9 protein-coding genes and 1 CRISPR repeat array (1 of these 10 only partly in view) are annotated in these 13,682 nt (G+C 33.8%); all 9 genes read right to left on the reverse strand.

The window, feature by feature from the left end; translation table 11 throughout:
- Positions 1 to 606: a CRISPR direct-repeat array (repeat unit 28 nt; unit sequence GGATCACCCCCGCGTATGCGGGAAAGAC); it begins 1,435 nt to the left of the window's first position.
- Between the two features lie 107 nt (positions 607 to 713).
- The 9 genes from cas2e to HXT40_RS03280 all read right to left on the reverse strand — a co-directional run bounded on the left by cas2e (position 714) and on the right by HXT40_RS03280 (position 13,480).
- Positions 714 to 1,793: a type I-E CRISPR-associated endoribonuclease Cas2e gene (cas2e, locus tag HXT40_RS03240; RefSeq protein WP_116440419.1), complete on the reverse strand. Its 1,080-nt coding sequence runs from the start codon at positions 1,791 to 1,793 to the stop codon at positions 714 to 716.
- 1 nt (position 1,794) lies between these two features.
- On the reverse strand, positions 1,795 to 2,736 hold the full coding sequence (cas1e, locus tag HXT40_RS03245) for a type I-E CRISPR-associated endonuclease Cas1e (protein ID WP_116440418.1): 942 nt from the start codon (positions 2,734 to 2,736) through the stop codon (positions 1,795 to 1,797).
- A 35-nt stretch (positions 2,737 to 2,771) separates the two neighbouring features.
- Positions 2,772 to 3,419 carry a type I-E CRISPR-associated protein Cas6/Cse3/CasE gene (cas6e, locus tag HXT40_RS03250; RefSeq protein ID WP_116440417.1) on the reverse strand — a complete coding sequence of 216 codons (648 nt, stop codon included), beginning with the start codon at positions 3,417 to 3,419 and terminating at the stop codon, positions 2,772 to 2,774.
- Positions 3,420 to 4,295, reverse strand: coding sequence for a type I-E CRISPR-associated protein Cas5/CasD (gene cas5e / locus HXT40_RS03255; RefSeq protein ID WP_116440416.1), 876 nt, complete (start codon positions 4,293 to 4,295; stop codon positions 3,420 to 3,422).
- 58 nt (positions 4,296 to 4,353) lie between these two features.
- Positions 4,354 to 5,442: a type I-E CRISPR-associated protein Cas7/Cse4/CasC gene (gene cas7e / locus HXT40_RS03260; protein ID WP_116440415.1), complete on the reverse strand. Its 1,089-nt coding sequence runs from the start codon at positions 5,440 to 5,442 to the stop codon at positions 4,354 to 4,356.
- A gap of 84 nt (positions 5,443 to 5,526) precedes the next feature.
- Positions 5,527 to 6,138, reverse strand: a complete 612-nt coding sequence (casB, locus tag HXT40_RS03265) for a type I-E CRISPR-associated protein Cse2/CasB (protein ID WP_116440414.1) — start codon at positions 6,136 to 6,138, stop codon at positions 5,527 to 5,529.
- Between the two features lie 21 nt (positions 6,139 to 6,159).
- On the reverse strand, positions 6,160 to 7,830 hold the full coding sequence (casA, locus tag HXT40_RS03270) for a type I-E CRISPR-associated protein Cse1/CasA (protein WP_421777152.1): 1,671 nt from the start codon (positions 7,828 to 7,830) through the stop codon (positions 6,160 to 6,162).
- Between the two features lie 3 nt (positions 7,831 to 7,833).
- Complete coding sequence (gene cas3, locus HXT40_RS03275; protein WP_116440412.1) at positions 7,834 to 10,671, reverse strand: CRISPR-associated helicase Cas3'; 2,838 nt, start codon at positions 10,669 to 10,671, stop codon at positions 7,834 to 7,836.
- A 547-nt stretch (positions 10,672 to 11,218) separates the two neighbouring features.
- Positions 11,219 to 13,480 carry a KAP family P-loop NTPase fold protein gene (locus tag HXT40_RS03280; protein WP_116440411.1) on the reverse strand — a complete coding sequence of 754 codons (2,262 nt, stop codon included), beginning with the start codon at positions 13,478 to 13,480 and terminating at the stop codon, positions 11,219 to 11,221.
- Positions 13,481 to 13,682 lie beyond the last annotated feature (202 nt).

The raw sequence follows: 13,682 nt of genomic DNA on the forward strand, positions 1-13,682 counted from the left end.
ATCTTCTTCCTTTCTTTCAACGCGTTTTAGGATCACCCCCGCGTATGCGGGAAAGACGGTGGGGTTACCAAAAACATGTGATGCAAGATAGGATCACCCCCGCGTATGCGGGAAAGACTTTTGCTAGTAAAGTTGCTAATTACCAAGACCAGGATCACCCCCGCGTATGCGGGAAAGACCAGAGCCGGCTCCAGTGTTAGCGACACGAACCAGGATCACCCCCGCGTATGCGGGAAAGACCCCTATTGTTTTTGAGTGCTTTTTTAGCTTTTGGGATCACCCCCGCGTATGCGGGAAAGACCAGTTAAAAAATACGGTTTGCAAGGGCGCACTAGGATCACCCCCGCGTATGCGGGAAAGACTTTTTAATAGCTTGCCGACGCGACTCAAGCGGAGGATCACCCCCGCGTATGCGGGAAAGACACGCGCTCAATCGTCTTATCTTTCTGACTGATGGGATCACCCCCGCGTATGCGGGAAAGACTGGATACGGTCGACAAGATTCAACGCGCGCGTGGGATCACCCCCGCGTATGCGGGAAAGACCACTCATCGGCTCCTGATACTCTAACGCTTCTGGGATCACCCCCGCGTATGCGGGAAAGACACTTAAAGATCCCAATAAAATTACCATTTCTATAACAGAAACAGTCAAATTTCATTTACTTTTCAGATTCAGCCTATCACAGAGCATGGCACAACAGTATTTTATTTTTATGAAATAAATTTTAGCAATCCTTTCAAATTAAAAACAAGATGCGCTGTTAGTCTAGCATCCAGAAGAGCTCTATGTGGAACAGATTCAGCAATGTTGTATTCGTGCAGCACTGTTTTTAATTGGTAGTTTTTTAAAAATTTCTTTTCTTTCTTTACAAAACGAGAAATATCAAAAATTTTGTTAATTGAAAGAGAATGATCAAATCTTTCATCTAATGAAGATAAAGCAGAATTTAAAAATGACATATCAAATTGTACGTTATATCCAAGTACAGGTAATCTTTCGACAAAATCAATAAATTCTTTTAATGCTAAATCTAATCTGACACCATAAGATTCAAGCATGTTGGATGTAATACCAGTTAGCTCAATAATTTCATTAGGAATAAAATTATTTTTGTTAAAATTACTAACGCTATCGCAATTAATATTTATTAATTTCTGGAATTCTTCAATTTTTCCATCAATGAACTTAACGGCTCCAATTTCAATGATTTTATCAACTTTGCTATTTAAACCTGTAGTTTCGCAATCTATTACAACAAAATTTTTATCTATTTTATCTATAAAATCCTTCCAGTAATCGGTACAAGTTATCTCTTCATTATCCGTAGCAAATTTTGCAGTTTGAGAAGCATTATCATAACTTAGATAACTAATATTTTCATTAGCAAGATTATTTTCAATTGTGCTAGAAGGAGTATTAATATTTTTACGCCTTATATTTGAAAATTTCTTTGCATTATGAAAATGTGCTGCATCGCTAAATCCATGTTTAATATCGTTTTCTAGTGTATCAACTGTTGGAATACGTACTAGAGGCAATCCATCTGAATAAACCACTTCACGATGCGAATGGATAGTTTTAAAATCATAGCCAATCTCATTTCTAGAAGAAAAGCTCATTGTTACAGCACCATTGCCAACACTATCTTCTATACGCTTCCATAATTCTTCTCGGACTCGACTATTAAAATTGCCGACGTAAACGCCTGATGCTATTTCTTGCATCCACTTAGTTAAATCACCTCTTAAAGATAGTGGACAGTTCGTCATCGTAATCACAGTTAACGGCATATCAATTCACCTCACTGTAATTTACGCCAGAAGCTACTAGAAGTTCCTTATCGTCCCAAAGATGTATTATATCAACAGTAATTTGGTCGTCAATCGGGATTTCAAGAAGATTTTGTATATCATTAACAATACGAGACATTATATTGCAATTTGCGAAGCAATCGCGCATCTTCAAACGCATTAACTGTTCAATGTCATCGTCGGATTCACACCGAGCAGCAATTTCAAAAGATGCAGGAATAGTTAATTCAGCTTTATATAAGTCTGCAATATCGTATACAAGAGAAAGATCATGTCCAGTATGCACGAAACCTAATCCAGGTGCTAAACCTAAAGCAGATATTATGCTATGCACTAAACCGTAAAGGCATACATTACCTACAGACAATGCTTTATTAACAACAGTGCCACTTTCAAAATCATTGACTTTATAATCGCGACCATTCCATTGGACATTGTATTTGTTAGACATTTCCCTGTATAAATGTCTAACACGAGCGCCCTCTCTCCCTCGCAATTGTTGCATAGTATATGACGATACGTTTTCATTAGGGAAACGCATTTGATACATTTTTCTCGCAACGTTCAATCTTGATCTACTATTAGTAACAAGTTTTGCTTGTTTTTCCAATAATCTTGAGCTTCTTGACAATGCTCTACCATGAGCGTAATTGCGAACACCATGCTCGCCAACCCAAACTATGCTTGCGCCAACATCTCCAAGTAATTCCATAGCTCTGTGAGTAATCTCAGTGCCAGGACCTAAAAGTAAAACGCCAATCATTGCAGCAGGAACTCTTATAGTTCCATTTGCATCAAAGACTGTAACAGCACTATCAAGACGATTAATTTTCGCATGCTCTACGTATATAAAACTCACTCTGTCGCTTATACGTGGAAGCTCTGGTATTTCAGCTTTTTTGGCACCGAATTTCTTTTTCATACTGTTACAGCCTTTAATAAAATAGCGTCATTTATTTAATTGTCTAAAGGAATTACTGTCATCATTCCAAAGCCATATGCTTTCTTTTTACCAATTCCTTCTAGCAGTGTTTTACGCATGATGTCTGCATCACTAATTGTTAAAATACCTTGATAAACAGCTTTACTTAATCGAATAGGTTTTTCTGACTTGGTGAATAAGCTATATCCGCGTTCAACAATAGCGAATTCATTTTCGTTCAACGAAAAACCTAATTTTTGTGCGCGATTAAGCAAAAAATTCATCTGCTGATCATAAGTAACATGTGGTACTACCCTACCTCTAGTAGTGCGAGTTTCAGCAGTATCAGAAATAGAAACAACAGGATTAAGAGTTACTCTAAATTGCATTTTCATACCATTTTTTAAAGACGACAAGAACTTATCATAATTCTTGCTTGAAGCTGTTCCAGCAACTCCATACATCTCTAAACGTTGTAAATTAGGTTCTGAATCACTCACTATAAGTAAGTAATGTTTCCCATTCAAAGAATCTATTCTCCACAATTTTCTGCTTCGCTCATGATTTATCCATTCATCTGGAAAACTTTGTTCAACCCAGTTATGAAAAGCTCCTACAGATTTAAGATCTAGCTGCGATTTAGGTTTTTTATAATCAATTTCAACTCTACTCAAATAAGACATTTAAGCCTCCAATCCAGAAAAAGCATCATGCTCAAAACTAAAAGTTTCAGAATCTTTTAGATGTTCACTATCTGATTTGCTGCTTTCTGAATTCGAATTATTGTGCGAAATCTTCTCAATAGGAATTTCCATTTTTGACTCGTATCGAAATCCAAATTTTCTTTCCTTATTTGAGAAAGAATTAACGTAATCCTTTCGTAGCTTACGAACATACGACTGAATTTTATAAGTACAAGTATTATCTTTAGCTAATTCGCATTCTGCTTTATCTACTAAATCTGAATCAGCATATAAAGATATAAATCCTGCATTACATGATTCATTAGAAGATTGCGAGAGCATAGATAATTTAGAAACTTGTACTTGGTTTTTACCTGCTTTTCTTGCAAGCCACTCATACTTTAATAATGCTTGAATTACTCCGCAATCTTCTACGCCTAAAATAAAATCAGCTGTAGGAGGCAGCGATCTTCTACCCAAACTAGATTGGAAATATGGCGAGCGCAAAGCATCGTTAATGCTATCTATGAGTTTCTCATTGTCAGATCCTATTGCAACAAGAAATATAGCATCTTCTATATAGTAGCGGTTTGTAACATAATTTTTTTCAAAATCACCGTTAGCTTTATATTTTGCAGCAATATGATAATCTCTAAGCAAATTCCCTTGCTGATCAATTCGCACTGCAAAATCTAAATCATTAAGCTTTGCAATATTTTCATCGCAATCTGTACTTCTTCTATATCCAAAAGCTGCAGCAATCATGCCTACTACCGCACTTTTAGATGGATAGTAGTCTGTGTGACGAGTCTCAAAATGAGAATCTGTACCCCATGATTGCAAAGGCCCAGCGAACTTCAGTAATAAACTTTTCATAAGCTTCCTAACTGTTAAACACTAAACATCAACCAATAAGTGTTATTTATTAAGAAATTTACTGAAGCAATTCGGAGACTTTGGAAGAAAAATCATCCAATAATTGCTGCATACTTTGCTCTTCCACTCCTAATTTAATCTCCTCACTTGAAGAATCCATTGTCACATAGAATGATGCAAGTGGTTTATGGACGAATTTTTGAACTTTTTCGTATTCTTGAGATAGCTTTTCTATAGATTTTGAAACATATCCGTCCTTAGACTTTACTGGATCTTCAAATGCACTAACTAAGTTCACTGGCCTATCATCTCTTAAAGTTACTACAAGCATTTGCGGCAAAGTTTGATTCGCAAAAGTATTTGCTTTTCCAGTAGGCATAGCGTTAACGAAAGCTTCAATAAAAAGTCTAAGAGCATTAATTGTAGATTCTTTGTTATCGCTCAACTGATGGCTAAACTCATGTACTGCCACATTTGCATAACGATAAAGCGTTGAAGAATTAAATTCTATTGTTCCAAGCATTCCAGCTCCAGCATTATCCTCAGTAGATAAGTCATCAACAGCAGTATAGTAATCAAATTCAGCACGAACAGCGTGAGTGGAAATTGCGTGAGCAACTTGAGAAGAAGCATCCTCATTAAGCGATGGATCGTCTGCAAGCATGCGACCAAATAAAGCAATATCAATAGGTGGATTATCTTTCAAGATTTCTTGCAGTTGCTTCTTGTCAGTAACTTTATTGATTGCTGCTTGCGCTAGAGAATTTGCTTGAGTCTCTCCTAAGAAGAATAAAGCTTTTGCTGTAGGAACTGTTTCACCCTTATCTGTTTTAGTTTTAACTCCAGCAGTATTTAACGTTTTATCTGCTAAATCTAATGCTTCTTGTTCAGATAATTCTGGTTTTAACGTAATGATTTTATCGGCAACGTATTTAACAATGTTTTTGCTTCGTATTCCAACATTAGAATTACCGCCGTGCTCTTTGAAGTATTCACGCATTGAGTGTTTCCAGCATTGAGAACTTATTCTGTTTCTAGTTACACCGCCATATTGAGCAGTTTTTGGACTGCCTGCATCATCACGATTAATATTGCATGGTGGAACAGTTTGGATTGCTTGAATATCTAAGAATAAATGAGCGTTCATGATTTTGCCTTTCTAATTTTAGTTAATTGTTTAATAATGCTGTTTTTAAAATATGTAATTTTTGAAAGCTAAAAAGTACTGCTACTAGCTAAAGCGATAGTATTCTTGTGCCCAGGAAAGTCTTATTTTTTCTGAATCTTCAAACTGAAGCAAATACAAATCGCGTGCTAATTTAGAATAATCAATCGCTTGTTGATTTTCTTTTGTTCTGCTTTTTAGTAGTCGAACTAGTTGACGAAGGTAATAGTAAAAACTTTCGTAATCGCTTGCAGTAATCATAACACTAAAGCGTCTATCCATCGCTCCACGCACACCTTCGTCACTTCTTAGTGCTCTTAAAGCTGTTCCCATATTGTTATAAGATTTTTCATTTTCTGAATCTTCAGATTTGTTCAAATCCTTATAACTTGATTTTTCTACACTACCTTGTTCATACAATGCGTATATTTGCAAAGTATTTATAACAGATCGCATTTGATAGCTAACTTCACTATATTTATTGATAAAGCTTTCTGGAACATTGCTTAGTATCCATGGCCATATTTCTACAGACTGACTTAATGGCTTACCAATTGTGTGACGCAGTTGAGCAAGCATAGCTCGCCTTGATGCAATATCTGAGCCATTCAAAAATTGATTGATAATTTTTCTAACAGCATTAGATACTTCAACAGATTTGCTTTGATTTTCAGCCATAATAGCCTCCTTTCTATGTCTTTATTTTTTTGATAATTTTTTTAAGCGACTACTAAAAATGCTGTAAGCCGTAACTATATTTTTTGTAGTTTCTTTCTCACTTTGCACAGCAGGCCTACCTGTAAAATCACGCAATGTAGCATTTTCCAACATGCCTTTTGCTTCATTTATAAGTATGCTATGCAAAGTATTTCTCCATTGAGTACATCGTTCGTTCATTAAATCTTTTGGTTTAATATTTGCTAACCATTGTCTAAACGGCTTATCGACTAAGAAATAAATATGACTAATACACTTATCAGCATATTTAGTTGCATCATCTTTATTTCTATTACGTATTTCACATATGTCTAGAAGAAATTGCCTGTAAATAAATCCTATGGCAGATCTTGTATACTCGACTTCATTGTTAATTCTGCCCACCCATCCGTTGTCAGAATTATCAGTTACTACAACTTCATCAATATGCAGAGTATCGCATATTTCATCTGTAGGAACCCAAGATGTAGCATTACCATCATCTTTCATACTCGCAGCCTGTAATGAAATAGAAGAACCTTCAATATCTTTACTAATTTTGTTTAACCATTCCATAATGCCTGGTTTGTGATTTTTTAGGATCCCATCATCTGATTCTTGCAATGTAAGTAACCCAAATGATCTCCACATAGATTCTTCTACTTTATGCTTCCTTGGAGTGTATTTGTCCTTGTTTTCACGTTCCTTGTTGTACTGCCATACTGTCATCGGCTCAATAAAAGCATTTTGATGATTAATATCAGGAAGTTTCACTATAGAAACCGATATTGGCTTATCAATGCTAATATCAGGATTTATATATATTGCTCTACTCCAGCGAGTGTAAAGTTGAGAAATATTGTCAATAAATGTTTCATAAAACGAATTTTCAATATTTTCCGCTCCTGAATATTCCCAACATGGCTTTTGTTTTTTCTCAGGAGATTGCATTTCGCCAACAAGTACACAGTTGAGCATAAGAGTTTCAAATAGGTTTTCGCCTTCTATGTAAATGCCACCAAGGTCAAAAAGCCATCCTTTAGAAGCTTTATATTTTTCCGTACCAAAAATGGTCTTATCTGCCAATCCAACGTATGACTGTAACACAATAATCCATCTTGCTAATTGTGCTTCAGTAAGTGACGATTTGTTGTTATCAACATTATCTTTTGGAGAAAATACAGCTATTTTATTGTTACTTTCAGAAATCAATCGATTTATATTTTTACCAGATATCTCACTAGGAGATTTGCCACCAAGCTTTTTACTATCGATATCTTGTTTAAGTACTTGCAAAAATGGATACTTGTCATCAAAAAGGTAGAAACGATCATGCCATTGTTCTAAATATTTGAAAACTGCGTCTGGAAACTTTTTTGAATTCCAAACTTCGCGCCAAATATTCATTGTTTCTTTATTGAAATAATATTCATCATCTTCACCTGAATCAAATTCACGAGAATTTCCATGAATGTCGTACCTAGAAAAAACAGTATGAAGCACAGCAAGTAAAACGCGAAGCAATGCAAAGTCCTGTGTTTTCATATCTCCCGCAAGAGCTTTATATTCAGATGCATGATTAAACACATCTGTAATTGATACGAGCTTATTGTGGCCTTTTTTGTCTACAATGACGGAAATCCAAGGCTCATCTAATAAATTAAATCTGCTCACCCTTTATTCCTTTCTGTCTTCTTTTGAACTCTTAATACACACAATACCACTTTTCTCAGAATATGCAACTCTGTATTTCGATAATTCGCAAATATTATTTTCATCGAATAGAAGCACCAAAGAACCTCGCAACCAAGGCTGATTATCCCAGTCTTTGAATTGATTTTGTTTGCGTATTCTTTCCAGTTCGTTAATCGTTTCATCAACACGATTGCTGTTTAGTGTAAACATCCACGGCAATCCTACTGTTTCTTGAGCAAGTTTCATTGCAACTTCCGCATCATCAATATTTTGTGAAATATCTTCACAATCATGGAAAGTTCCATAACCAAACCCAACTTTTTTCACAGCAATAACTTCTATAGATTCACCACTATTGCGAACTTGAGCACATGCAAATTCATCAGATTCATTTGTAATTGGATTCTTCAACAAGCCGACAATAGATCTTTCACCAATTTCTGATTCTGGATTTTCAATTCTATATGTTTTTGCAGCACTTTCATTACTATTTCTTACTGAATCGTGTTCTCTTTTTGCAACAGCATACACATCTTTCAAATCTTCTTGTAACTCTAAAGGATTATCGCCATAAACTATTTGCACTAATCGAGAAATATCTTTAGGCATGTTTATAACATCTGGCAAATAGTATTGGGTTCTCATAAGTAAATATTTGCTGTAAATAGACTCTGAACCTTTATCAAATTCATAACGATCACTGGTTCCCAACACATATAAAATTGGCTCTGTGAAATTTTCTGGGCGTTCTATCGTATGCCTGTGTAATCTACCAGCACGCTGAAGTAATAAATCTATAGGAGCAAGATCAGTAAACAAAACATCAAAATCAATATCAAGCGACTGCTCTAATACTTGCGTACCGATAATTATTGCACGAGCAGGTCTATGAGCATTCTTGCCAATCATATTGCAAATCTGTTGTTCTTTTCTAACTCTATCTGTAGCAATAAATTGCGAATGAATAACTATAACTTCGTAATCACTAAACTCATCAACGCAGGCATTATAAATTTCCTGAGCTCTTTTAACGGTGTTTACTATAATCCCAGCAATACCGCCATTGTTTAGCAAAGATTTAAGCTCATTAACAAGTGATTCATGTAAGTTATCGTCTGTTATTTTTCTTACAGAAATAGATTTATTATCACTAACATCATTTTCAATAAATTTTTGTTTTACACAGTTTTTATCACTGTAAGTGATTAAAGGATAATTATTTGTTTCAAAATCAACATTAGATTTATCACATTCTCTCCAATTAAACCCAAACAACCCACACATATAAGCTTTTATAAGTTCTTTTCTACGCTTAGCAGGTAAAGTAGCAGAAAGTAACACTACAGGAACACCGTATGCTGACATCCAAATAAGAGATTCTTCAAGATACTTATTCATATAAGCGTCATAAGCGTGCACTTCGTCAATAATTACAACTTTTTTACTTAAACCCAAATGACGAAGCATAAGATGTTTTTGCTTTAATGAAGCTAACAAAAATTGGTCTACTGTACCAACCACAAAGTCATCCAACATTGCGGTTTTTCGCCCAGTAAACCAATCATTAAGTATTACTCCATTATTATTTACATCATTATTACTAAATCTACTCTCACAACCATCATTCATATTTTGCATTCCATACGGCAAATGCGCATAATCTGCATTCAGTTCAGCTTTACCATGAACTAAACGTAAACCAATCTCACCCTGAAAATCACTATTCACACTTTTAAGCCAATCCTCAACTCGCCTAAACATTCCATTAGAAGTTGCTTGAGTAGGAAGACCGAAGAATACTCCGCTTCTTCCGGTTAGATTTGCTAATTGCTCAGCAGCAATTAAAGAGGCTTCTGTTTTCCCCGATCCCATTGCAGATTCAAGAATAAAAATTCCAGGCTCTTTAGACTGAGAAATAGCATCATACAACGCTGACTGAATATTATTTGGCAAGAAACCAAAACGATGTTTGTATGTTTGCGAAACATCACTATAGCAATTTAATGATTCCCATACGTCTTTAGAACCATGTTGCAACCACTTTTCCCAACCTTTTCTATATCTTTCTTCCTGATTTTCAATCAAATCTTTTTCTATTGAAATAAGCGGAAAATAGTGTTCATTACTAGTAATCCAATCAGCCATAATTACTAATCCACACAACAAAACTTGTGCTGGCTCACTTATTTCAGGAAGATCATCTACATTAGAAAAATCATTTCTTTCTAAAGCCCAAACCAAAATATCATTCTGCAACTTTTTCCATAATTTACTATTTTCACTCTCAGTTTCACTTTGATAGTAATTGTCAGGATATTTAGACTTATTACTTTTACAAACAGAATCATTATCTAAAGGTTTACCATGATGAGCTCCAACAATTGCACAAATTCCTTCAGGAACTCCAGCATTAGAAAGAATAAATTGACCAGTTATAGTGTGATGACTATTATACCAACCTTCTGGCTTATCAATAAAATAATCAATATTTGTAAAACCAACAGTAGCTAACTTATTTTTTAACGCAATATCTAAATCTTCTGAATTTGAAGACGACTTTCGAAACTGAAAAACGGGAGTAGCTTTACCAATATCATGAACACACCCTAAAAATTGAGATAATTTTTTCGCATCAACTCGTTTACTTAATGATGATTCAATCAATCTTCGCTGACCATCACTAAGCCAGTGATTCCATAATTGACCAATAACATTTCTAGTATCCTCAAGATGTTGAGCAAGAGGAAGCCATTGCATTACTCCATTAGCTTCTCTCTTTTTACCCCATAATGCAGGATTAACAATATGATTACAACTCATACCTACTATCCCCTTAATCCACAATGATTACTAAATAATGGTAAATATACTCTCAATAAGAGCTTTAAGAAAGATTGTGTTGCATATTCGTTACTAAACTAATTAGGGCTTCAAACGTATTGCATGCATTTGAAGCCCCAATAATTGCCTCGCCAATGCGAGAAAGACGATAGAACACGAAACACAGAAGGATCACCCCCGCGCATGCAGGAAAGCCTATCAAAAGCGATTATACATCAACGGCATTGTTATTGTGATTCCTTTAATCTAGATCTTGTACGCATTCGGTTAATCCGTTTGTAGTATAAATTTAAAATTGTTCAAAGTGGTATAACTCTTACAAAAGTAAAGCAGATGTAGATGTTTAATGCGTAAGAAGAGTATCATTCACAAAAATAGATATAACGCAAGTGTATCAAAATTGTTGCGTTAAGGAAACAGTTTTGATACGCGGGTGCGAGCGGTTTTAAATACTTTGCGGTTAGATTATAGCGACAAAAAAATATTGGGCACTAACTGCAGTGCGATTAACGTCCAATATGATTTATTATTTTGTTAAGTTACTTTCAGATTTCCACTTTTCTATGAGTTGCAGAGCTTCTCCCTCAGAAACATGGTTAAAGTCGTTATTATTATTTTCATAATTCAGTACAAACGACGCTAATTTTATTTGCTCTTCTTTAGTAAATTCATCTAAATGATTTTTAACGGAATCTTTAATTCCATTGTAAAGATTTTCTCTAGAAATATAATTTGAGTAACTTTTTAAATTAAAATCCCATCCATAACCATTCGAACCACTGAAGAAATATGCTTTAGTGCATATAAATTTAAGTTTACTCACTTTATCGTTAAATAGTTTTTTAACATAATTTTCAGCTCCTTCTTTATCAAGATCTTCCCACAAATAAAATACTATGTTAAATACTCGCATATTTATCATATTTTCAGATTTTGCAATGAGTTTAATTTTATCAATATAAATTTTTTCGAGAGATTCTAAATGCTTTAAGCTAACTAAATGCAAATCCTTACGCTCGGTTTTATTAAATCTCCCAAATGCCATTTCTTCTCGACTAAGAATATCTGCAATAAGTCCAAGATTAGATTTATTGGAATTTTTAAGAATAGAATAAATTATTTCATAACGTTCATATTCAGAGTCTAATGTTTGAATAAAATAGAGTACAAATTCAGATACTGAATCAGAAATATTATTTATATTATTTATTTCTGTTGCTTTATTTACAAATTCTCCATACAAATTTATAAGCGTAAATACAACGAACTTAAAACGCTCATAATGTTCTTTATCAAACAATGACTCCATGCTTCTTAACAAATAGTCAAGGTTGCCTTGTGAATTAATATTTTTAACAGTACTAATTAAAAGATCTTTGTCATATTTATACAAGCAATCATAAATTTTCTCTCTTGAAACCTTAATTCTACCTATATCGAACATAAAATATAAACTAAATTTTTCAACAGACGCGATGCGATTATATCTTAAAAGTTGCAGATTGCTTGAATGAGAATATTCACCATTGTAATGAATCAATCTAGCAAATGTAGGAAACATTAATATAATAATCTGCATAGATGATTCTGGATTTAAACCCAGCTGTTTAAATTCATTTTTATAGTATTCATAAGTTCTTTCTTCATATTTATTTAAATCGTTATATGATTGTGGCCCATATACATAGATTGCATTATTAATAATCCATTCATATAACTTCGGCTCGAAGATTTCTATTGCAGTAATAGCTAATAAATCAACAAATGATGTTTCTTTCCATAAAGCGGTATATTTGAATTGGAAAGAATTTAGCAACCTATTAGTATCTCTTATATTTTTGATATATGGATTCACGCAATTTTCAAGCACTTTTTCAAAATAATCATTGTTTTCAAATTCTTCTTCGCAATCATTTTTGTATACAATTTTATTGAGTCTACTTTTTAATATTTCAGGCAATAGTGATTTATCAATTTCAGGAACTTCAAAAGAAACTTGAACAATTTTCTTTAAATATTCATCTCCATCAATATTGTGATATTCAGACAAAGCATTGCAAACAATTTCCCTATCCATTGTAAGAACATAAATTATGTTTGGAAAATCGCCTACTTGTTTAACCAATTGGAAAATATCTTTAATTTGAGGAGTAGTCAATCTATCTATATCATCAATAAAAACAATTATTTTGTGGTTAAAATCTTCTAGCGTTTTACACAGTTTTTCTTTAGCTTCATCCAAACTAGGCGTTTTCATTAATTTAGATCCTGCTGCTTTGAATATAGTTTTCAGTATATGAGCGATTGCAGTCCCAGCTACTGGAATAGATGGCAAAGCGTCAATAATATAGGAATATTGACTTATAGCCTTTCCGATTTTTTCTTTATTCTCTTCGCCTTTAGCTACACCTAGTTTATTCTTCAATTCATAGAAAAATAAACTAATCAAATTGTTTTTATCTGAATAATTCCATGGCGAAAATCTTATAATTATTGGATAGTGACATTGATCTTCTTCTGCAGATTTTTGTGAAGTAAAATTTTTTTTGATTCTTTTGTATACTTTTGAATACCATTTTTTCTTCTCTGATTTAGCTACTGGAATCTCAGATATTGCCATATTTATAATAGATGTCTTGCCACTACCCCACTTTCCATACAAACCGATTACAAGACCATCTTTGCTATCATATTCACAAATCGATTTTCCAAATTGTTTAGCAAAATCAGATCTTCCCAACAAATCTTCATCAGCTTTTTCAATAGGTTTATCCGCAACGTAGCTCATATGCTTTCTCCCTACTTTTTCAATTGCAATATTTTTTAGAATCATTTACATTCTAATCATTTATGCAAATTATTCTTTATCTAATCCTTACAATGTTAGGTATTCTAAAAAATTGAGTTATAAGATTATAAACACAAAATTTGAAAATACTATTACATAAAATACAAACTGGCATACAGAGTATTGATGGTTGAAAATCAAA

The sequence above is a fragment of the Gardnerella sp. DNF01180P genome (assembly GCF_049244205.1).
Lineage (GTDB): Bacteria > Actinomycetota > Actinomycetes > Actinomycetales > Bifidobacteriaceae > Bifidobacterium > Bifidobacterium swidsinskii.

Excerpts from the sequence above, each read along its gene's own strand:
- cas7e (WP_116440415.1), bottom strand. The coding sequence starts at position 5,442 with ATGAACGCTCATTTATTCTTAGATATTCAAGCAATCCAAACTGTTCCA.
- cas5e (WP_116440416.1), bottom strand. The coding sequence starts at position 4,295 with ATGAAAAGTTTATTACTGAAGTTCGCTGGGCCTTTGCAATCATGGGGT.
- HXT40_RS03280 (WP_116440411.1), bottom strand. The coding sequence starts at position 13,480 with ATGAGCTACGTTGCGGATAAACCTATTGAAAAAGCTGATGAAGATTTG.
- cas6e (WP_116440417.1), bottom strand. The coding sequence starts at position 3,419 with ATGTCTTATTTGAGTAGAGTTGAAATTGATTATAAAAAACCTAAATCG.
- cas1e (WP_116440418.1), bottom strand. The coding sequence starts at position 2,736 with ATGAAAAAGAAATTCGGTGCCAAAAAAGCTGAAATACCAGAGCTTCCA.
- cas2e (WP_116440419.1), bottom strand. The coding sequence starts at position 1,793 with ATGCCGTTAACTGTGATTACGATGACGAACTGTCCACTATCTTTAAGA.
- cas3 (WP_116440412.1), bottom strand. The coding sequence starts at position 10,671 with ATGAGTTGTAATCATATTGTTAATCCTGCATTATGGGGTAAAAAGAGA.
- casB (WP_116440414.1), bottom strand. The coding sequence starts at position 6,138 with ATGGCTGAAAATCAAAGCAAATCTGTTGAAGTATCTAATGCTGTTAGA.